Source organism: Alcaligenes faecalis, assembly GCF_002443155.1.
GTDB classification, from domain to species: domain Bacteria; phylum Pseudomonadota; class Gammaproteobacteria; order Burkholderiales; family Burkholderiaceae_B; genus Alcaligenes; species Alcaligenes faecalis.
Genome location: NZ_CP023667.1, coordinates 3,057,504 through 3,077,509, shown reverse-complemented (window position 1 = coordinate 3,077,509; position 20,006 = coordinate 3,057,504). Strand labels below are relative to the sequence as shown.

General features: G+C 56.9%; 17 protein-coding genes. 11 read left to right on the top strand and 6 right to left on the bottom strand.

Going from position 1 to position 20,006, the window contains the following annotated elements:
- Window positions 1–87: 87 nt before the first annotated feature.
- Window positions 88–2,820, bottom strand: a complete 2,733-nt coding sequence (gene mgtA, locus CPY64_RS14365) for a magnesium-translocating P-type ATPase (protein WP_373862640.1) — start codon at window positions 2,818–2,820, stop codon at window positions 88–90.
- A gap of 104 nt (window positions 2,821–2,924) precedes the next feature.
- On the bottom strand, window positions 2,925–3,143 hold the full coding sequence (locus tag CPY64_RS19045; protein ID WP_123794676.1) for a hypothetical protein: 219 nt from the start codon (window positions 3,141–3,143) through the stop codon (window positions 2,925–2,927).
- A 391-nt stretch (window positions 3,144–3,534) separates the two neighbouring features.
- On the opposite strand from CPY64_RS19045, the gene CPY64_RS14360 reads away from it, so the two are divergent.
- The gene (locus tag CPY64_RS14360; RefSeq protein ID WP_042486384.1) at window positions 3,535–6,006 is read left to right on the top strand and encodes a bifunctional acetate--CoA ligase family protein/GNAT family N-acetyltransferase; all 2,472 of its coding nucleotides are present in this window, start codon (window positions 3,535–3,537) and stop codon (window positions 6,004–6,006) included.
- A gap of 99 nt (window positions 6,007–6,105) precedes the next feature.
- On the opposite strand, the gene CPY64_RS14355 is transcribed toward CPY64_RS14360, so the two are convergent.
- Both CPY64_RS14355 and yjgA read right to left on the bottom strand, forming a co-directional pair.
- Complete coding sequence (locus CPY64_RS14355; protein ID WP_035270496.1) at window positions 6,106–6,774, bottom strand: alpha/beta hydrolase; 669 nt, start codon at window positions 6,772–6,774, stop codon at window positions 6,106–6,108.
- Window positions 6,771–7,325: a ribosome biogenesis factor YjgA gene (gene yjgA / locus CPY64_RS14350; protein ID WP_042486381.1), complete on the bottom strand. Its 555-nt coding sequence runs from the start codon at window positions 7,323–7,325 to the stop codon at window positions 6,771–6,773. The genes CPY64_RS14355 and yjgA overlap by 4 nt, the downstream gene beginning before the upstream one ends.
- A 67-nt stretch (window positions 7,326–7,392) precedes the next feature.
- Between yjgA and pmbA the strand changes: the two genes are divergently transcribed.
- The 7 genes from pmbA (at window position 7,393) to erpA (ending at window position 13,751) form a co-directional block, all read left to right on the top strand.
- Entirely contained in the window at window positions 7,393–8,760 is a 1,368-nt protein-coding gene (gene pmbA / locus CPY64_RS14345; RefSeq protein ID WP_042486380.1) for a metalloprotease PmbA, read from the top strand.
- A 280-nt stretch (window positions 8,761–9,040) separates the two neighbouring features.
- Window positions 9,041–10,144: a TRAP transporter substrate-binding protein gene (locus CPY64_RS14340; RefSeq protein WP_042486377.1), complete on the top strand. Its 1,104-nt coding sequence runs from the start codon at window positions 9,041–9,043 to the stop codon at window positions 10,142–10,144.
- 330 nt (window positions 10,145–10,474) lie between these two features.
- Window positions 10,475–10,903, top strand: a complete 429-nt coding sequence (rplM, locus tag CPY64_RS14335) for a 50S ribosomal protein L13 (protein ID WP_003801836.1) — start codon at window positions 10,475–10,477, stop codon at window positions 10,901–10,903.
- Between the two features lie 9 nt (window positions 10,904–10,912).
- A complete protein-coding gene (gene rpsI / locus CPY64_RS14330; protein ID WP_009460666.1) occupies window positions 10,913–11,305 on the top strand; it encodes a 30S ribosomal protein S9 in 393 nt (130 codons plus the stop codon).
- Between the two features lie 159 nt (window positions 11,306–11,464).
- Window positions 11,465–12,529: an N-acetyl-gamma-glutamyl-phosphate reductase gene (gene argC, locus CPY64_RS14325; RefSeq protein ID WP_042486372.1), complete on the top strand. Its 1,065-nt coding sequence runs from the start codon at window positions 11,465–11,467 to the stop codon at window positions 12,527–12,529.
- A gap of 35 nt (window positions 12,530–12,564) precedes the next feature.
- Complete coding sequence (locus CPY64_RS14320; protein ID WP_123794674.1) at window positions 12,565–13,302, top strand: DUF6776 family protein; 738 nt, start codon at window positions 12,565–12,567, stop codon at window positions 13,300–13,302.
- 80 nt (window positions 13,303–13,382) lie between these two features.
- Window positions 13,383–13,751: an iron-sulfur cluster insertion protein ErpA gene (gene erpA, locus CPY64_RS14315; protein ID WP_003801826.1), complete on the top strand. Its 369-nt coding sequence runs from the start codon at window positions 13,383–13,385 to the stop codon at window positions 13,749–13,751.
- Window positions 13,752–13,966: 215 nt separating this feature from the next.
- Here erpA and CPY64_RS14310 read toward each other — a convergent pair whose 3' ends face one another.
- Together CPY64_RS14310 and CPY64_RS14305 are read right to left on the bottom strand one after the other, a co-directional pair.
- On the bottom strand, window positions 13,967–15,064 hold the full coding sequence (locus CPY64_RS14310; RefSeq protein WP_042486370.1) for an anhydro-N-acetylmuramic acid kinase: 1,098 nt from the start codon (window positions 15,062–15,064) through the stop codon (window positions 13,967–13,969).
- Window positions 15,065–15,067: 3 nt separating this feature from the next.
- The gene (locus CPY64_RS14305; RefSeq protein ID WP_042486368.1) at window positions 15,068–16,435 is read right to left on the bottom strand and encodes a M23 family metallopeptidase; all 1,368 of its coding nucleotides are present in this window, start codon (window positions 16,433–16,435) and stop codon (window positions 15,068–15,070) included.
- Between the two features lie 242 nt (window positions 16,436–16,677).
- On the opposite strand from CPY64_RS14305, the gene tyrS reads away from it, so the two are divergent.
- The 3 genes from tyrS to glyA all read left to right on the top strand — a co-directional run bounded on the left by tyrS (window position 16,678) and on the right by glyA (window position 19,993).
- Window positions 16,678–17,904, top strand: coding sequence for a tyrosine--tRNA ligase (tyrS, locus tag CPY64_RS14300; RefSeq protein WP_042486366.1), 1,227 nt, complete (start codon window positions 16,678–16,680; stop codon window positions 17,902–17,904).
- Between the two features lie 19 nt (window positions 17,905–17,923).
- Complete coding sequence (locus tag CPY64_RS14295) at window positions 17,924–18,559, top strand: YbhB/YbcL family Raf kinase inhibitor-like protein (protein WP_042486364.1); 636 nt, start codon at window positions 17,924–17,926, stop codon at window positions 18,557–18,559.
- Between the two features lie 183 nt (window positions 18,560–18,742).
- Entirely contained in the window at window positions 18,743–19,993 is a 1,251-nt protein-coding gene (gene glyA / locus CPY64_RS14290; protein ID WP_042486362.1) for a serine hydroxymethyltransferase, read from the top strand.
- Window positions 19,994–20,006 lie beyond the last annotated feature (13 nt).

Here is a 20,006-nt window from a genome sequence, read left to right as displayed (position 1 = left end):
TGGCCATCATATACCCGAGGTTCTGCCAGAATGCGCTTCAAGGCCGGGCCTGCCGGAAGGATTTCCGGAAGGCCTGGCCTGTTAGACTTAGAACCATTGGCCAAAGCGGCGGATGTACAGCATTTTCATACCCTGTGCGACCAGGCAGTACGCCAGCAAGGTGCCGATCAGCCAAGGGAAGTATTCCCAAGGTAGTGGCTGCAGGCCCACCATGGCACCCACGCCGGAGAAGGGCAGGTAAATGCCAACAGCGGCAATCAGGAAGGTCATCAGCATCACAGGCAGGGCTGCCGTGCTTTGGATGAAAGGGATCTTTTGCGTACGCAGCATATGCACGACCAGTGTCTGCGAGAGCAGGCCCTCAATAAACCAGCCGGACTGGAACAGCGATTGCAGTTCGGGCGTATTCGCTCCAAAGACGTACCACATCAAGACAAAGGTAGTGATGTCGAAGATGGACGAGGTCGGGCCAATCCAGATCATGAAGCGGCCAATATTCTTGGCATCCCATTTGCGGGGCTTGCGCAGAAAGTCCTTGTCCATGCGGTCCCAGGGCAAAGCCAGCTGGGAGATATCGTAGAGCAGGTTCTGAATCAGCAAGTGAATGGCCAACATGGGCAGGAAGGGGATGAAGGCACTGGCTACCAGCACCGAGAACACATTGCCAAAGTTGGAGCTGGCCGTCATGTTCAGGTACTTGATGATATTGCCAAAGGTCTCGCGGCCTTTGATCACGCCTTCTTCCAGAACCAGCAGGTTCTTTTCCAGCAGGATGATGTCTGCCGACTCCTTGGCAATATCCGTGCCGCTATCGACCGAAATACCCACGTCGGCATCGCGCAGGGCGGGGGCGTCGTTGATGCCATCACCCAGAAAACCGACGGTGTGACCATTGGCCTGTAGCGCTTTGAGCACACGCGATTTTTGCAGGGGAGTGAGCTTGGCAAAAACCGAGTGACGTTCGACAGCGCAACGCAGATCGGGGTCTTGCATCAGCTCGATTTCAGGCCCCAGCAAAGGTTTGCCGGGCTCCAGCCCCACTTCACGGCAGATTTTTGCGGTAATGATTTCGTTATCGCCGGTCAGGACTTTCACGGCCACACCGTGCTCGGTCAGGGCGGCAATCGCTTGGGCAGCACTTTCTTTGGGTGGGTCCAGGAAGGTCAGCAAGCCTTGCACGGTCATCTCGCGTTCGTTCTGGGCCTCGTAACGGCTCTTGGCCTGTTCGACAGGAATGCTGCGAGTGGCAATCAGCAAGACACGGAAGCCGTCCGAGTTGTAGCGGTAGGCCATTTTCAGCAGACGGGCACGCTGCTCGGTATCCAGTGGCAAGCGTTGATCACCATCTTGCACGTGGGTGGCAATGCTTAGCATTTCTTCCACCGCACCTTTGCACACCATCAACTGTTCGCCCTGGGGGTTTTGTACGACAACCGACAGGCGACGCCGCACAAAGTCAAAAGGCAGTTCGTCTATCTTGCGGTAGGAGCCGATGGCTTGCAGGGCAGAGGGTGTTTTCTCTGCAAAGCGTAGCACGGCCTGATCCATCAGATTTTTCACACCGCTTTGGTGCAGGCTGTTGAGCAGGGCCAGTTCCAGAATACGTGGGCTGTTGCGATCATCCAGACCCAGATGGTGCTCCAGAATGATGCGGTCTTGTGTCAGGGTGCCGGTCTTGTCGGTGCACAGCACGTCCATGGCACCAAAGTTCTGGATCGCGTTCAGACGTTTGACCACCACCTTGTTCTTGGCCATGGCCACCGCGCCTTTGGCCAGGTTGGAGGACACAATCATGGGCAGCATTTCAGGGGTCAGGCCCACGGCAACGGCCAGTGCGAACAGGAAGGCTTCGGTCCAGTCGCCTTTGGAAAAACCGTTGATCAGCAGCACGATAGGCACCATGACCAGCATGAAGCGAATCAGCAGCCAGCTGACGCTGTTCACACCCCGGTCAAACGAGGTCTCGGCGCGCGAACCCACAATGGCCTTGGCCAGCGATCCAAAATAGGTCCTGGCGCCGGTGGCAATAACGACGGCCGTGGCTGTGCCGCTGACCACGTTGGTGCCCATAAAGCACATATTGTTCTGTTCCAGCACGCCGGCCTGGGAGCTGGACGCCGTGGCACTTTTGCTGCTGACTGCGCTAAAGACATCGTACTTTTCGACAGGCAGGGCTTCACCCGTTAGAGCCGCCTGGCTGACGAACAAGTCTCGGGACTCTATCAAGCGCAAGTCTGCCGGAATCATGTCGCCAGCCGACAGGCGCACAATATCGCCCGGCACGATCTGGCTCATGGGAATTTCGCGCATGACTGTGGCGCTGGACACGGTAGAGCGTCGTTGCACGCTGGCGGTGGTACGCACCATGGCTTTCAGGGCCTGGGCGGCTTTGCCGGAACGATACTCCTGCCAGAAACGCAGCAGGCCGCTTAATGTGACCATGACCACAATAATCAGCACGCCGGTGTAGTCCACTTCTTCGCCCGAGCGCATGGGCAAAATAATGTCGGTGACAGCACTGACGGCGGCCAGCACCATCAGGACCGCAATAAAGGGATTTTTAAAGGCCAGAGCCAATTGAATCAGGGCGTGGGCGGGCTTGTCCCGGGCGACCTCGTTAGGGCCGTATTCGGTCAGGCGGCTCAAGGCTTCAGCGTCGGTCAGGCCGTTCAGATTGGCTTGCACAGAGGCCAGAGCCGTCTCCAGGCTAAGCCCGGTTTCGGTGGCCGTGCGCAGCTTGGCGTCGTGGTCCACTGAACGCAGTGGCGGACGGTGTTGTTGAATGCTCATGTAATGCTCCTGGGGTACAGGCGTGACCATGCTGCCCGTCCCAAAAGACGGCCGCAGCAGGTCCTGCCGACCGGTTTCACGGTCGGTAAACTAAAGGTAAGAACAAGCGGATTTAGTTGGCGTCAGGCCAGCGTTTAGTGGCTGGGCAAGCTGTAGCGCCACACTCGCGCTGAGGGTGGTTTGTCACTGTCTGCAATCCAGTGAATTTCTGGCTTGCGACTGGCCGTGTTGATACGCCAGGCAAGAGCGGGACGGCGACTGGGGGCAGTGCGCTCGCGTGGGCAATGTGTGGCAAGATGCGAACCCGATGAGCTCAGGGTCCGAATCGGTCCAGTATGAATAATGCGGTGCATGGTTGACTCCTGATCGTGCTGCGCAAGCCACATCAGCAGACAAGCCGGTAGGTCAGGAGTGTCTGAGGGGCCTGTGCAGCATCTTTCTTCGACTGTCGTCGCTGGACATAGTGTGTTTTTCCTGTCAGAGAGAACGAAAGGTGCTGCTTTCCGAACGGATGTTATTTTACGGTCTGCAAGCCGCTTTGCGACTGGCTTTGAGCCGTTTTTACCCAGGCATTGGCGTATGGCCGCTATACGAAAGTATATGAATGGCCCTTTGCGGGGTAAAAACCGGCGGCATGATGCAAGACAGAGATAGCCGGCCAAGTCTCTTTTATTTGTAGACAGCTGTGCTTAAGATGAGGGAATTCATTATTTTGGTGTGTGGTCTTCTTATGGCGGAACAATCATGGCAGCCCTAAGGCATCGTCTGACAGCATTGTTTGAGCCCCGTTCGGTGTTGGTCGTTTCCACCTTGCCCTTGCCCCTGATCAACGAGATGCCAGCCCGATTGGCTGGACGGATCACGCAGGCACGGATTACGGCCACGCAGGTGCTGGTGCCCGATCGTCTGGAAGGATTGACCGATACACAGCGTCTGGATCTGGCGCTGGTGTGTATTGAACCGGTGCGTTTGCCGCAGGCTCTGGATGCCATTCGAGTGCACAAGCCGCGTGTGGTTCTGCTCCTGCCTTCGAATCTGGCTTCCCGCGATCCCATGGAAGACATGGTGTATGCGCGCTCCTGGGCCCGTATCAATAATTGTCTGGTGCTGGGGCCGCGTGCCTTCGGAGTACAGCGGCCACATCTGGGCATCAATTTAAGTCACGAGCCGCAAATGGCATTGGCGGGCCGCGTGGCGCTGGTGTCCCAGTCGCGCTCCATTACCTCGGCCTTGATGGACTGGGCTGAAGATGTCAGCCTGGGTTTCTCCGCCATTGTGTCGGTAGGGGACGAGGCTGTTATCGACGTGCCCGAGGTGCTGGAGTATCTGGCCATGGACCCGCGCACAGACAGTATTGCGCTGTATCTGGAGCACACGCCTGCGTCTCGCCGTTTTACCAGTGCCTTGCATGCGGTGGCGGCTGTCAAACCTGTGGTGGTCCTGAAGGTAGGCGGCCAGCGTCAGCAGGGCGAGGCCCACGAGGCGGTATTCAATGCCTTGATGCGGCGCGTGGGGGCGGTGCGCATCCGTTATTTTGTGCAGCTGTTCTCGGCCCTGAAGGTGCTGGTGTATACCCGTCGTCCCAAAGGGCGGCGTATTGCCTTGTTTTCCAATGGGAACGGCGCGGCGCAGATGGCCCTGGACGTACTCGGTTCGGATGCGGCGGTGACGTGTCCGGAGCTGTCGCCCTCGACCCAGCGAGCGCTGGATAATCTGCTGGCGCCTGGCGACCAGGTTCAGAACCCGGTGGTGACCTATGTGCCGTTGACGCCCATGCGTATCGACTCGGTCATTTCTACCTTGCTGGACGATAAGGATATCGACGGAGTGCTGGTCTTGTTGACCCCGGACCCTTTGGCCGATATGCCGGCGGTATCGCGTGAGTTGGCCATGTTGTCGGCCAGTGCTCGCAAGCCCATCATTACCTGCTTGATTGGGGATGCGGATATGCGGCCCCTGCGTCATCTGCTGGATGGGGTGGGGACACCGGCTTTCCGTACCCCGGATACGGCGGCCAATGCCTTTGACCTGCTGGCCCGCTATCACTACAACCAGCATTTGTCGCAGCAAACCCTGCCGCCTTTGCCGCTGGGCACCTTGCCAGAGGTAGAGCCTGCTCGCGAACTGGTGCGCCAGATTCAAAGCGAGCGACGCGAGGCCAGCGAACAGGAGTGTCGTGATTTGCTGCGCTACTTCCATGTGCCTGTGGTGGATTTGCGCGTGACGCACGATCAGGGAGAGCCTGATCCCGATGTTCCGCCCATGGGTCTGCGTTTTGAGACCGATGACAAGCTGGGCCCTTACGCCGTGTTCGGTGGAGCCGATCACGCGGATTGGCTTTCCTCATCCTATCCGGCGGTAGAACTGCCACCTCTGAACCGCTATCTGGCACGCCAGTTGGTAGAGCGTAGTCCTTTGTGGCGCAAGAGCCTGTCCTCGCAATTGACCCCTTTGGTGTTGACGCAGCTGTTGCAGGTGCTGGAGCGTTTGTCGGACTTGATGAGCGAGCTGCCCGGTGTGCGTCGCGTGGTGCTGGACCCCATCATGGCGGGCGAGAACAGTCTGTATATCAAGAGTATTTCGATCTCGTTGAGCAAGCAGTCCATGCTGGTGCTGCCCGAGACAGCGGGTTATCGCCATATGGCGATTCACCCCTACCCGCGTCACATGATTGAACGGCGTCAGTTCAAGGACGGGCAGCGCTGGACCTTGCGCCCGATCCGCCCTGAGGATGCCGAGGCCCTGCAGACTTTTATGCGTGGCCTGTCGGACGAAAGCCGCTACATGCGCTTTGTGTCCATGCTGCGCGAACTGACACCACGCATGCTGTCCCGCTACACCCGCATCGACTACGACCGGGAGCTGGCCTTGATCGCCACTGTGCGTTCACCCAACCCAGATAACCGTAACCATCCGCGCGACGAGATTATTGGCTTTGCCCACTATCTTCGTAATGGTGATGGTCGGGGGGCGGAATACGCCCTGGTCATTGGGGATGCCTGGCAGCGGCGCGGTCTGGGCGTCACCTTGATGGAGGCGCTGATACAGGCCGCCGCCGAGCAGGGGCTGACCTATATAGACGGTTATGTGCTGGCTTCCAATGCGCCCATGCAAGCCTTGATGAAACGTCTGGGCTTTCAGAACGACGCCGACCCGGAAGATCCCAGCATGCGTCGTGTCTGGCTGGATCTGGGCGAAACGCGCCGATCGGACTGATTTTCAGGCTGTATCAGTCCATAAAAAAACGCCACTGGATATCAGTGGCGTTTTTCTTGCACTTCGCCTGCCAGGCAATCGCTTTTGCAGGCGCGAAGCTTACTTCAGTACCTGCTTCAGAAACTGGCCAATCGCGCTGATTTCTTCCGGGCAAACAGCGTGGGGCATGGGGTAGACATTCCATTGCACCTGATAGCCCATGGCTTCCAGCTGCTGACGGCTGGCTTCGGCACGGGTAAGCGGTACGACCGGGTCCATGCTGCCATGCGCCATGAAAATAGGCGTGTTCTGATTGGCCTGATGACGTTCTTTTTCCACCGCAGCGGCCAAGGGCAGGTAACCGGACAGGCAGAGCATGCCAGCCAGGCGCTCGGGCAAGCGCAAGCCGGTTTGCAAGGTCATGGCACAGCCTTGCGAGAAACCGGCCAGCACAATGTTTTCTGTAGGTATGCCGCGAGCGTTTTCACGGGCAATCAGATTCTGCACTTCGATCTGCGATTGGCGCAGGCCGCTTTCGTCCTCGTGACGCACCAGGTCGGCAACATAAATGTCATACCAGGAACGCATGGCCATGCCGCCGTTAATGGTGACGGGCTGGATGGGGGCGTGCGGGAAAATGAAACGGATAGCGGGGGCATTTTGCAGGCCCAGCTCTGGCACGATAGGGGCAAAATCGTGGCCGTCTGCGCCTAAGCCATGCAGCCAGATAACGGCGTGCTGGGGATTGGCACCGGTTTCAATTTCAATCGACTCAAGCAGAGGGTTCATGCGGACTCCGAAAGATCTACCAAGGTCTTGATGTACTGGTACAGGGCGCGGTAGTGCTTGCGTTGTGGATCCTGGCCTTGTACCAGTGTGGAATTTTTCTCCGCTTCTTTGCGTGCGGCACGAATCAGGGTGCGCAATTGCTGGATATCGGCGCCGGAAAATTCATTCATGAATTCGGTCAGAGCGTCGTCATCACGCAACAACAGGTCGCGCAAGGCTTCCAGCCTGTGCATGGCGCGGGTGTCTTCCTTGGAGCCGTTTTCCCAGACGTCCAGTTGTTTCAGGATCGGTTCGGGATCCACATTGCGCATCAGCTTGCCCACATAGTGGATTTGACGGCGGCGTCCTTCGCGGGCCGTCGGGCTGATGCGCTTGGCATCCTTGATGGCGGCCATCAAGGACTCGCCCAGATCAAGTTGTTTGAGTCGGTCGTCCGAGAGCTCGATCAGGCGTTTGCCCAGGTCGAGCAGAGCGTGCATTTCGCGTTTTACCTGCGATTTGCTGGGGCGGTCGTAACCGTTTTCATCGATTTCAGTGCGTGGACGGGCCATAAGAAGTGAAATAGCAAAGATTGTCGCCAATTGGCTATGATAACCGCCTAACCCTCAAAGAGTAGCAATGAGTCATCCAACTATTTCCCAATTGTCGATCAGCGCCAATCAGTTCCAGTTCTGCGAATTGGTGGACGAGGCGCTGCGGCATGCCAAAAAACTGGGCGCCAGTGATGCTGCCGTCGACATTTCAGAAAACAAAGGTCTGGCCGTCTCCGTGCGCCAGATGGAATTGGAAACGGTAGAGCAGACGCAAGACCGCTCCTTGGGTGTGACCGTGTTTGCAGGCCAGCGCAGTGGCTCGGCCTCCACGTCGGACTTTTCGGTCAAGGCACTGCGTGAGACCGTGGAAGCCGCCTGGCATATTGCCCGTTATACCGCTGAAGATCCCTTTGCCGGTCTGCCTGAAAAGGACATGCTGGCCCAAACCTATCCCGATCTGCACTTGCATCATCCCTGGATGCTGGATGCCGACCAGGCTGCCAAGCTGGCCATCCGTGCCGAGCAGGCTGCGCTGGAGTTGAGCCCCCTGATCAGCAATTCCGAAGGCGCGTCAGTCGATACGCTGGAAGGGCATTTTGTGATGGGCAACAGCCGTGGTTTTCTGGGGGGCTATCCCTACAGTCGCCACTCGCTCAGCGTCAGCCCCATTGCAGGCAAGGGTGACAATATGCACCGCGACTACTGGTACAGCAGCTCGCGTGATCCTTCGCGTCTGGCCAGCCCCGAGTCGGTGGGGCGCTACGCGGCCGAGCGAACCTTGTCGCGCCTGTCCGCGCGCCGGATTCCTACGGGTCGTTACCCGGTTTTGTTCGAGGCTCCTTTAGCCGTGGGCTTGATTGGTTCCTTGGTGCAGGCGACCAGCGGCTCGGCTCTGTATCGCAAAACCAGCTTCCTGCTCGATAAGCTGGGCAAGTCCGTCATGGCCAAGCACATTGATGTGCTGGAGCGCCCGCATCTGTCAGCGGCCATGGGCAGTGCACCATTTGATTCGGAAGGGGTGCGCACCTGCGACCGTGATGTGGTGCGCGGCGGCGAGCTGAAAGGCTATTTCCTGTCCTCTTATGCCGGTCGCAAGCTGGGCATGCCTTCCACAGGAAATGCCGGTGGCTCGCACAACCTCTTGCTGAGTTCGCGTCTGACCCGTCCCGAGGACGATCTGGATGCCATGTTGAAGAAAATGGGTCGCGGGTTGCTGGTAACCGAGCTGATCGGTCAGGGTATTAATTACCTGACCGGCGATTATTCGCGTGGCGCCTTTGGTTACTGGGTGGAAAACGGCCGTATTCAGCACGCGGTGGAAGAGGTGACCATTGCGGGCAATCTGGCCGAGATGTTCGCACAGATTGTGGCCGTGGGCGCCGATACCTTTGCGGCCGGCTCCAAACGCACGGGCTCCATCCTGATCGAGCAGATGTCGGTGGCCGGTTCCTGATTTCTGCTGCCTGGAAAATTTGCTTGGCCCGCCATGCCTGGTCACAGTCAAGAGGGCGCTCAGAAATCAGATGATTACGGCCTGAGTTCAAACTTGCTTTCGACTCAGGCCGTTTTCCATGGGGTGCCGTTCAGGTGTTTCAGATCAAAGACCCGACAATATAGGGCCGGATTTGCGGGATAATCCGGGCTTTCCCAGCCCCCTATTCGGGGCGCGCCAGTGTACTATCCATAGCATAAAAATATTTCCCAGTTACCGAATACCCACAAGGAGGTTATTCATGCAGCGTCGCTCGTTTCTGAAAAAGGCAGGTCTTGGCGCCGTAGCCAGTACTGCCGCTATTGCTGCTCCTGCTATTGCCCAAAGCAATCCCAAGGTTAATTGGAAGCTGACATCGACATACGGTCCCGCTACCCCGGCTCTGTTTTCGACAGCCCAGTCGTTTTGCAAGATGGTGGAAGAGGCCTCTGACGGCAACTTCAACATTCGTCTGTATCCTGCTGGTGAAATCGTCCCCGGTTTTGGTGTGATGGACGCTGTTAGCAATGGCACGGTGGAATGCGGCCAGACGGCCTCGTATTACTACTACGGTAAAGATCCTTCTTTCAGCTTTGACACAGCGGTGCCATTTGGTCTGAACGCTCGTCAGATGAATGCCTGGATGCAGGAAGGCAACGGTACCAAGCTGCTGCGTGAACTGTTCGCCACCCGTAACATCATCAACTTTGCTTTCGGTAATACCGGCACCCAGATGGGTGGTTGGTACCGCAAGGAAATCAATTCCCTGGAAGACCTGAAAGGTCTGAAGATGCGTACCGCCGGTTTTGCTGGCGAAGTGCTGGCCCGCATGGGTGTGGTGCCTCAGCAAGTGCCACCAGGCGATATTTATCCCTCGCTGGAAAAAGGCACGCTGGACGCCGTGGAGTTTGTGGGTCCAGTGGACGACGAAAAGCTGGGCTTCCAGAAAGTGGCCAAGTACTACTACTACCCCGGTTGGTGGGAAGGTTCGGCCCAGGTGTCGCTGTACGTGAACGACGCCGCTTTCCAAGCGCTGCCCAAGCAATATCAGTCCCTGATTGAAATTGCCTCGCGTGCTGCTGGCGAGCGCATGATCTCCCAATACGACGCCCAAAGCCCAGGCGCACTGCGTCGCCTGATCGCCAGCGGTGCGGTACTGAAAGCTTTCCCGCGCGACGTGATGGACGAGTCCTTCAAGACCGCCAATGTTCTGTACAAGGAATTCTGCGACAAGGATCCTATGTTCAAGAAGATTCACGACGACTACATGGGCTTCCGTGACGCGATTGTGCCTTGGTTCCGTGTTGCCGAAGGCTCCTACGACAACTACCTGGGCATTGCTTTGGCAAACCAGAAAAAAGGCTGATCTCCGTCGCTTGGGCTGGGCAGAGCAATCTGCTCCGGTTCGACCGGCCAGTCTTGCTAACCCCTGTTTTTCCTTTGGAAGGCAGGGGTTTTTTATGTGCTTTCCCTCTATGAGAGCGCGCCGGGTTGTGGCGAAAAACCTGTGTTTTCGTACAAAACCCTAGTGTTATCCACTATTTATGTTATTATGGCGAGCTATTTGGCAGAAATGCACGGGCGGAATATAACGCCTTGGCAGGGCCAAATGGAGCTGCCCAGCTTGAAAAAGCGGGTGGATTGTATGGGCCAGGCATGTTGCTTTGACCCAGAATTTTAATATTTAGGAACCATCATGAAGACCTTCGTGGCCAAGCCGCTTGAAGTCAAACGTGACTGGTTTGTGATTGACGCTAAAGGCAAAGTCCTTGGTCGTGTGGCCAGCGAAGTCGCACGCCGTTTGCGTGGTAAGCACAAACCCGAATACACCCCTCACGTTGATACCGGCGATTACATCATTATCATCAACGCTGCTGACATTGCCGTGACCGGTAACAAGGCGCAGGATAAGAAGTACTATCGTCACTCGAACTACCCAGGCGGTATTTACGAAACCAACTTCCAAACCATGCAAGAGCGCTTCCCAGGCCGTGCCATCGAAAAGGCCGTCAAGGGTATGTTGCCAAAAGGCCCTCTGGGCTACGCCATGGCCAAGAAACTGAAGGTTTACGCTGGTGCCGAGCATCCTCACAGTGCTCAACAGCCTAAAACTCTGGACATCTAAGGATAGGTCATGATTGGTAACTGGAATTACGGTACGGGCCGTCGCAAGACCTCCGTTGCTCGTGTCTTCATCAAGAAGGGTACGGGTCAAATCGTAGTCAACGGCAAGCCTGTTGACGAATACTTTGCTCGCGAAACGGGTCGCATGATTGTGCGTCAGCCTCTGGTGCTGACCAACCATGTTGAATCGTTCGACATCAAGATCAACGTGCATGGCGGCGGCGAAAGCGGCCAGGCCGGTGCTGCCCGTCACGGCATCACCCGCGCTCTAATCGACTACGACGCAACACTGAAGACAGAACTGAAACAAGCTGGCTTGGTGACTCGCGACGCTCGTGCTGTTGAGCGTAAGAAAGTCGGTCTGCACAAAGCACGTCGCCGCAAACAGTTCAGCAAGCGTTAATTCGCCTCGCGACCTGTTTATGGTGCTCAAAAACCCCGGACCTGTCCGGGGTTTTTGTTTGCTGGCTACATTTGTCCTGCTTTGCCCGCTCTGGTACTTGAGAACAGGCAGGACTACGTTAAGATAGAATTTTTGCTCGTCTCTCTTTCAGGAAAGTTCATGGCTACACATAGCGATACCCGGATCAAGGTAGGGATTGTCGGCGGTACAGGTTACACCGGGGTCGAGTTGCTGCGTCTATTAAGTCAGCACCCTCAGGTGGAACTGGTCGCCATTACCTCGCGTAAAGAGGACGGCGTGCCTGTCTCGGATATGTATCCGAACTTGCGTGGCCATGTGGATCTGAAGTTCTCTACCCCTGAAAACGCCAATCTGGAACAGTGCGATGTGGTGTTCTTTGCCACTCCGCATGGCGTGGCCATGAGCCAGGTTGAGCGTCTGCTGGAAGCAGGCGTGCGCGTTATTGACCTGGCTGCAGACTTCCGCCTGCAAGATACGGACGTGTTCCAGAAGTGGTACAAGATGGAGCACAGCTGCCCGGATATCCTGAGCCAGTCGGCTTATGGCCTGCCAGAGCTGCTGCGCGACAAGATTGCTCAAGCCAAGGTTATTGGTAATCCTGGTTGCTACCCCACCACCGTCTTGCTGGGCCTGGCTCCCTTGCTGGAAGGCGGCAAGGCGCTGGTTGATACCCAGCATCTGATTGCAGACTGCAAATCCGGTGTGTCCGGTGCTGGTAAAGGGGCTTCGGTTCCCAATCTGTTTGCTGAAGCCAGCGACAACTTCAAGGCTTACGGCGTGTCGGGTCACCGTCACCACCCGGAAATTGTGGAACAGTTGCAGCGCCTGGCCGGTGGCCCGGTCGGTCTGACCTTTGTGCCTCACCTGGTGCCCATGATTCGCGGCATGTTCTCCACAATCTACGCGCGCATCAAGCCGGAAGCCATGGATACAGACTTCCAGGCCTTGTACGAGCAGCGCTACGCCCAGGAAACCTTTGTGGATGTGCTGCCTGCCGGTACTCTGCCAGAAACCCGCTCGGTGCGCGCTTCCAATCAGCTGCGCATTTCCGTGCAACGTCCTGGTAATGGCGACCAACTGATCATTCTGGTGGTGCAGGACAATCTGGTTAAAGGCGCTTCGGGGCAGGCGGTGCAGAACATGAACATCTTGTTCGGTCTGCCAGAACAAACCGGCTTGAAGCACGTTGCTATTTTGCCTTAAAGGGAACTTGGCCTTGGTGAACAGGTCAAATGTTTATGGCTGAATCACCGCAAAGCAATTCTCATACTGTCGCTCCTTCCCGCTCGCGGGGCGGAGCGACGACGATTGGACTGGCCGTATTGCTGGGAGTGCTGTTGGGCGGCGGGGGCCTGTGGCTTTACCGCAGCCTGACTCAGCCTGCCGATCAGTCCGAACAAATACAGCTGGCCATGCAGAATCTGGCGCGTAGTCAGCAATCCTTGAAGCAGATCCAAAGCGAGTTTGAAGGGCTGCGCGGCCAACTGGTGCTGGAAGAGAGTACGCGCAAGGGTTTGGAAAAGTCCTTGCTGGCCACCCAGACGGAACTGGCCCAAACGCGTGAACAACTGGCTTTCTACGAACAGTTGCTTCCGCCCGGCCCTAGTGGCTCGGTGACTGTCCGAGCTCTGGACGTTGCTAAAAGGGGCGATTTGCTGGAGTACAAGGTGCTGCTGCAACGTAACGCCCCAGAAGGAAAGGCTTTTTCCGGCCGCCTGCAGTTTCAGCTGACTGGGCGACAAGACGGAAAAAACGTTAAAATCGATTTATCACCCAGTTCCGGGCCGGACTCGGTACTGGCAGAGTCGTCTGTAGAACAGATCGATCCCTTGGTTTTAAACTTCAACCAGTTTCAGCGCGCCATGGGTTGGCTGGCTTTGCCGCCAGGCTTTGAACCCACCGCCTTGACGCTGAACGTCCTGGAAGGAAGCGTTATCCGCGCCTCTCGCCAGGAAAAAATCGCCCAGCCAGACTAATCACCTTACCCGCGGGTGGTCATGTGCAAGGCGATCACATGATAATTATTCATGCCGGCGGGGGCCGGCAGGAGAACCACATGAGCACTCTTACCGAATCCGTTGATCTGCAAGCCCCTCCTTCCCCACTGATCTTTACTGATTCAGCGGTTGAGAAGGTCCGTGAGCTCCTGATTGAAGAAGGCAGCCCCGAACTGAAGCTGCGCGTCTTCGTGCAAGGTGGCGGCTGTTCCGGCTTCCAGTACGGCTTCACCTTTGACGAACTGGTTAACGACGACGACACCATTATTGATAAGGATGGCGTGCAACTGCTGGTTGACGCCATGAGCTTCCAATACCTGGTGGGCGCTGAAATTGATTACAAGGACGACCTGGACGGTGCTCAGTTCGTTATCCGTAATCCTAATGCGACAACTACCTGCGGTTGCGGCTCTTCCTTCACGATGTAAGAAGAAAGGGTTGGCGCTGATTGTTCGGCGCGGATAGCTTTGGAAGGTTTGTACAAAAACACCCCAGACTCTGAATGCAGGGTCTGGGGTGTTTTGTTTGCTAGGGTTGGGAGTCCGGGTGCGGCTGCTTGGTTGCGACGTTGTCGGCTGGGCTCTGACCTGTGGATTATGATTCCGCAGGTCTTTAAGTTAGCCTTGCTACGTCAAGATGGCTTTCAAGCCGGATAACAAGCGCCCAGCACCGTAGCGCGTCGCGCACCTGTCACAGCAGGCAGCCCGGCAGGAATGCGTTCGATATGCGCGTAAGCCAGCCAGGCAAAGGCCAGGGCTTCGATGGATTGCGGATCCATGCCCAGCTCGGCGCTGGAGCGAATAGGCATAGTCACCAGATCGCCCAGGCGTTTCAGCATGGCAGGATTGGCAGCGCCACCACCACATACAATCAGCTCTTGAATCTGATCTGCGTAAGGCTGGATGGCTTGTGCAACGCTATGTACGGTCAAATCCATCAGAGTGGATTGCACCGTAGCAGGCTGAAGCTCGCCTTTCGGATCAACACGATCCAGGTGCTCCTGCAGCCACCCCAAATTGAACAGATCACGGCCCGTAGATTTAGGCGCAGGCAGAGCAAACCAGGATTCGCTTAACAGACTGGCAAGCAGGGCAGGGTCAGACGCCGCGCTATTGGCCCATTGCCCGTCCTTGTCGTAGGGCTGGCCTTCATGTTTGTTCACCCAGGCATCCAGCAGCATGTTTGCCGGGCCAGTATCAAAGCCAAAAACATCACGCCCAGGCAGCAGCAGGGAAATATTCGCAATCCCGCCCAGGTTCAGAATGACGCGTCCATGCTCGTGACGGAAAAGCGCCTCATGAACAATGGGCACCAATGGCGCACCTTGGCCACCCGCTGCAATATCCCGGCTGCGGAAATCCGCAATCACGTCCACTGCGCAGCGTTCGGCCAGCAGGGCAGGGGCATTCAATTGCAGGGTATAGCCCTGGTCAGGCGCATGGCGGATAGTCTGGCCGTGTACGCCAATCGCTCGGATCAGGTCTTTCTCCGGGCCTTGGGTCCAGGGCAGGCAGGCTTGGGCGTAGAGTTCGGTCAACTGCAGGGCGGCGACACTGGCACGGGCCAGTTCATTGTGCCCAGGATGCTGTAAAGCCAGCAGCTCATCTCGCAGAGCAGCTGGCATGGTCAGGCTGTGGGTTTGGTGTATCTGTGCCCCCTGTGGACCGAAGGATGCCAGCACGGCATCCACTCCGTCCATGCTGGTACCAGACATCAGTCCGATAAACAGGGGGGCTTTCATGGTTTAGCGGCTAGCCAGCTTCACGGGTTCAGCATCTGTGTGCAGCAAGGCAAAGCTGTTCTGGTAGGAAGCCAGGGTTTGCTGGAACTGTCTGCGCTGTGGGGCATCCAGAACGCGTGCGACTGGCAGGTCTACCGACAGGGGATCAACCGCTTTTTGGGCGATTCGGAACTCGTAATGCAGGTGTGGGCCTGTTGCCCAACCGGTCGAGCCTACATAGCCAATCAACTGACCCTGTTCCACGCGGTCGCCCTTGCGCAGACCGGCTGCAAAACGGCTCTGGTGAGCGTACAAGGTAGTGAACTGACCATGATGCTTCAGAATGATCGTATTGCCGTAACCGTTTTGGCGGCCAATAAACTCGACCGTGCCATCTGCGGTAGCGTGGATCGGGGTGCCTGATGGGGCGGCGTAGTCCACGCCTTTGTGGTTGCGCCAGCCGCCATGTACTGGATGGCGGCGGCCCCCAAAGGTAGAGCTGATACGGGTGAACTTCAGGGCGGTGCGCAGGAACGCGCCTTTCAGGCTTTGGCCGCTGAAGTCGTAGTAACCGCCGGAGCCGTTTTCAGGCTGGAACCAGGCGGCTTCATGAGTTTTGCCCTGATTGATGAATTCCACGGCCAGCAGTCGGCCCGAACCCACGTCCTGGCCTTCATGGCCGTAGGACTCGTAGACCACGCGGAAACTGTCGCCCTTACGCAGGTCTTTCAGGAAGTCAATCTTGCTGCCCATCACATCCGCCATTTGCAGGGTGATGTTGTCGGGAATGCCGGCCTGATCACTGGCGCCAAACAGCGAGCTGTTGATGGTGGCCTGGGCCACACGCACACGAGTCTGTGTCAGGTCGGTCTGTTCCTGGGCGGTAAAGCCGTTGTTTCCGTCCGGGCGTACTTCCAGCCAACTGGCCTGACCCTGGCCAGCTTGCTCGGTATAAGGGGTGTGACGGTAGCGCAGCCACTGCAAATTGCCATTGGCATCCAATGCGGCTTGTATGGTGCGGCCAGGGTAAAGCTTGTAGATGGAGCGCGCTTTCTTGTCGTGCGTCAGAAATTGCAGCAGCCCTTCTTCACTGACCTCCATGCGCTGGAGCAGGGCGGACAGGGTGTCGCCACGGCGGATGCGGGTTTCAGTAATGTAGGCTTGTTGATCCTGAGCTTGCAGGACGGTCAGGTCCGACGGCAGGGTCAAGGCGGTGCGGGCCTCGTAGATCTGGGGTTCCGGGCTGCTGGGCATGACCACGGCAAGTGCGCCGGCGGCTACAAAAGAGCCCAGAGCAAGCGTGATCAAACCGGCGCGGATAAAAAGGGCTCGGGCGGACCGAGGCTGGTGGATGTCGAGGTGGGAGGAGGAGCGTTTCCCTTTGCTGAACATAAAACCAGAACCTTGTTGGACGTACGGTTTACTGTCCACCCGGCAGGCAGGCGGAGGTCAGTTGTACTGGGCGGACAGAACATTCCAGCCCTGGCAATCTGACCTGCGCGGGAATGATAAAATAATTTGGTTTACGAAACCTTGCTCATTAATTAAGCACGTCTCGCAATAGCAGGCTATCCTAGCGCATTAGGCTTAATTTTTCGAGCATTTTTACTCATTAGTTTGTCACCAGATTTGTTATGTCATCCCCCTCAGAGCCCCTTTCTCCAGAAGTCCTGGCTGATTTAGCCATCGTCAAACGCGGCTGCGACGAATTGCTCGTCGAATCCGAGTTTGCCCGCAAACTGGCGCGCAGCCATGCAACAGGACAGCCCCTGCGTATCAAGCTGGGTCTGGACCCCACGGCTCCCGACATTCACCTGGGGCACACGGTGGTGCTCAACAAGATGCGCCAGCTGCAGGATCTGGGGCATACCGTCATCTTTCTGATTGGCGACTTCACCTCCACCATTGGCGATCCCAGCGGCCGCAACACGACTCGCCCGCCTTTAACGCCCGAGCAGGTCATTGCCAACGCCAAGACCTACTACGATCAGGCCGCGCTGGTTCTGGACCCGGCCCGTACCGAAGTTCGCTACAACTCGGAATGGTGCGACAAGCTCGGTTCGCGCGGCATGATTCAGTTGGCGTCGCGTTATACCGTGGCTCGCATGATGGAGCGCGATGACTTTACCAAACGCTTTAAAGGCAATCAGCCTATTTCAATTCACGAATTTCTGTACCCCTTGCTGCAAGGCTACGATTCGGTTCAATTGAAAGCGGACGTGGAATTGGGCGGTACCGACCAGAAATTCAATTTGCTGGTGGGCCGTGAATTGCAAAAAGAATATGGTCAGGAACAGCAATGTATTTTGACCATGCCATTGCTGGTGGGTTTGGACGGCGTAGAAAAAATGTCCAAATCCAAAGGCAATTACATTGGTATCAGTGAAACGCCGGACTCCATGTTCGGCAAGTTGATGTCCATCTCCGACACCTTGATGTGGCGTTACTTCGAGCTGCTGTCGTTCCGTAGTCTGGAAGACATCGCCGGTCTGCAAAAGCAGATTGAAGAAGGCCGTAACCCGCGTGAAGTCAAAGTGGAGCTGGCACAGGAGATCGTCACACGTTTCCATAGCGCCCAAGCCGCCGCACAGGCACTGGAAACATTCGATGCCCGTTTCCGTCGTGGCGAAATGCCCGAAGACATGCCCGAGGTAACCGTGGCCGGTGAACTGGCCTTGCTGCGCGTCTTGCGCGAAGCAGGTCTGGTTGCTTCTGGCAGCGAAGCCCAGCGCAACGTGGAGCAGGGCGGCGTGCGCATCAATGGCGAACGTGTGGACGATAAAGGTTTGCAACTGGAGCCGGGCAGCTATGTGCTGCAAGTGGGCAAGCGCAAGTTTGCGCGAGTCACTTTGACCGGCTGATTGATTGTGGAGGTCTGCAATGAAACTGCGTAGTGATTCTTTTCAAGATCAGAGCGTGATTCCCGAGCGTCTGGCGTTTTGCCGTTATGACGCGCAATCGAGAGTCGCCTTGGCCGGTAACGCCAATCCGCATCTGGAATGGTCCGATGTTCCCGAGCAGACCCAATCCTTTGTGGTCATTTGCCACGACCCCGATGTCCCCAGTAAACCGGACGATGTGAACCAGGATGGGCGCGAGGTACCGGCGGATTTGCCACGGGTGGATTTCTTCCATTGGGTCTTGATCAATATCTCGCCCGAGCTGCGTAGCCTGGCCGAAGGCTCTTATTCCAAGGGCATTACGCCGCGTGGTAAAGCCGGTCCATTGGCTCTGGACGATACGCGCCAGGGCGTGAACGACTTTACCAACTGGTTTGCCAGTGACCGCGACATGAACGGTGATTACTTCGGTTACGATGGCCCGTGCCCGCCGTGGAACGATGCCTTGCCACACCGCTACGTTTTTACGGTCTATGCCCTGGATATTGCCGAACTGCCTTTGGAAGGTCGTTTCAGTGGCCAGGACGTGTTGCGCGCCATGGAAGGTCATATTCTGGGTCGAGCATCCCTGACCGGCCTGTATAGCCTGAATCCCCGTTTGATCCAGCAATCCTGATTCCCCAGGGCGGACTGTTTGAGTTTTTTTCATATTCTCTTGAGTCCGCCTGCCGCCGCCTTACTTATTTCCGTATTTTTTGGGGTTTCTGCCACCGGAGACATTTGTCTCGGTGGTTTGATGCGCTTCCGCGCTAAAATGTTGCTTTCTTAGTTTGCTACCACTTTATCCTTAGGAACCCTCATGTTTGACCGTTCTGCGACTCTTGACAAAGTTGACCCCGATCTTTGGGCTGCGATTCAAAGCGAAGATGTGCGCCAGGAGCAGCACATCGAGCTGATCGCCTCGGAAAACTACACCAGCCCCGCCGTGATGCAGGCCCAGGGCACACAACTGACCAACAAATACGCGGAAGGTTATCCGGGCAAGCGCTACTACGGCGGTTGCGAGTTCGTGGACGTGGTCGAGCAATTGGCTATTGACCGCCTGAAAGAGCTGTTCGGCGCTGAAGCCGCCAACGTGCAGCCCAACTCCGGTTCGCAAGCCAACCAGGGTGTGTACATGGCTGTGCTCAAACCCGGTGATACCGTTCTGGGCATGAGCCTGGCTGAAGGCGGTCACTTGACCCACGGTTCCCCCGTGAACGCCTCGGGCAAGCTGTACAACTTCGTGTCTTACGGTCTGGACGAGAACGAAGAGCTGGACTACGACGAACTGGAGCGCCTGGCTAAAGAGCACAAGCCCAAGCTGATCGTGGGTGGTGCTTCGGCTTACGCCCTGCGCATCGACTTTGAACGCATGGCACGTATCGCTCACGAAAACGGCGCCCTGTTGATGGTGGACATTGCTCACTATGCTGGTCTGGTTGCAGGTGGTGCCTATCCCAACCCCGTACCTCACGCTGACTTTGTGACGTCTACCACTCACAAGTCTCTGCGCGGTCCTCGTGGTGGCGTCATCATGATGAAGGCCGAACACGAAAAAGCCATCAACTCGGCTATTTTCCCCGGCATTCAAGGTGGCCCGCTGATCCACGTGATCGCTGGCAAAGCTGTTGCATTCAAGGAAGCCCTGGCTCCAGAGTTCAAGACCTACGCGGCTCAAGTTGTGAAAAACGCTGACGTTCTGGCCCGCACTCTGGTTGAGCGCGGTCTGCGTATCGTGTCCGGTCGCACCGAAAGCCACGTCATGCTGGTGGACCTGCGTCCCAAGGGCATCACCGGTAAAGTGGCTGAAGAAGCACTGGGCAAGGCTCACATCACGGTCAACAAGAACGCCATTCCTAACGACCCTGAAAAGCCATTTGTCACCAGCGGCGTGCGTTTGGGTACACCTGCCATGACCACTCGCGGCTTTAAAGAAGCCGAAGCGGAATTGACGGCGCATCTGATTGCTGATGTACTGGACAATCCTCACGACGAAGCCGTTTTGGCGGACGTTCGTCGCCGTGTACACGAGCTGACTGCCAAGTTGCCCGTTTACTCCTCCAAGTAATCCAGCCGGAGCG

What these genes read in the sequence shown, in the direction of transcription:
- CPY64_RS14310 (WP_042486370.1), bottom strand. Translation starts at nt 15,064, where the DNA reads ATGAAAGCCCCCCTGTTTATCGGACTGATGTCTGGTACCAGCATGGAC.
- rpsI (WP_009460666.1), top strand. Translation starts at nt 10,913, where the DNA reads ATGATTGGTAACTGGAATTACGGTACGGGCCGTCGCAAGACCTCCGTT.
- mgtA (WP_373862640.1), bottom strand. Translation starts at nt 2,820, where the DNA reads ATGGTCACGCCTGTACCCCAGGAGCATTACATGAGCATTCAACAACAC.
- CPY64_RS14355 (WP_035270496.1), bottom strand. Translation starts at nt 6,774, where the DNA reads ATGAACCCTCTGCTTGAGTCGATTGAAATTGAAACCGGTGCCAATCCC.
- tyrS (WP_042486366.1), top strand. Translation starts at nt 16,678, where the DNA reads ATGTCATCCCCCTCAGAGCCCCTTTCTCCAGAAGTCCTGGCTGATTTA.
- pmbA (WP_042486380.1), top strand. Translation starts at nt 7,393, where the DNA reads ATGAGTCATCCAACTATTTCCCAATTGTCGATCAGCGCCAATCAGTTC.
- yjgA (WP_042486381.1), bottom strand. Translation starts at nt 7,325, where the DNA reads ATGGCCCGTCCACGCACTGAAATCGATGAAAACGGTTACGACCGCCCC.
- CPY64_RS14340 (WP_042486377.1), top strand. Translation starts at nt 9,041, where the DNA reads ATGCAGCGTCGCTCGTTTCTGAAAAAGGCAGGTCTTGGCGCCGTAGCC.
- CPY64_RS14305 (WP_042486368.1), bottom strand. Translation starts at nt 16,435, where the DNA reads ATGTTCAGCAAAGGGAAACGCTCCTCCTCCCACCTCGACATCCACCAG.
- CPY64_RS14360 (WP_042486384.1), top strand. Translation starts at nt 3,535, where the DNA reads ATGGCAGCCCTAAGGCATCGTCTGACAGCATTGTTTGAGCCCCGTTCG.
- rplM (WP_003801836.1), top strand. Translation starts at nt 10,475, where the DNA reads ATGAAGACCTTCGTGGCCAAGCCGCTTGAAGTCAAACGTGACTGGTTT.
- argC (WP_042486372.1), top strand. Translation starts at nt 11,465, where the DNA reads ATGGCTACACATAGCGATACCCGGATCAAGGTAGGGATTGTCGGCGGT.
- CPY64_RS14320 (WP_123794674.1), top strand. Translation starts at nt 12,565, where the DNA reads ATGGCTGAATCACCGCAAAGCAATTCTCATACTGTCGCTCCTTCCCGC.
- erpA (WP_003801826.1), top strand. Translation starts at nt 13,383, where the DNA reads ATGAGCACTCTTACCGAATCCGTTGATCTGCAAGCCCCTCCTTCCCCA.
- glyA (WP_042486362.1), top strand. Translation starts at nt 18,743, where the DNA reads ATGTTTGACCGTTCTGCGACTCTTGACAAAGTTGACCCCGATCTTTGG.
- CPY64_RS14295 (WP_042486364.1), top strand. Translation starts at nt 17,924, where the DNA reads ATGAAACTGCGTAGTGATTCTTTTCAAGATCAGAGCGTGATTCCCGAG.
- CPY64_RS19045 (WP_123794676.1), bottom strand. Translation starts at nt 3,143, where the DNA reads ATGCACCGCATTATTCATACTGGACCGATTCGGACCCTGAGCTCATCG.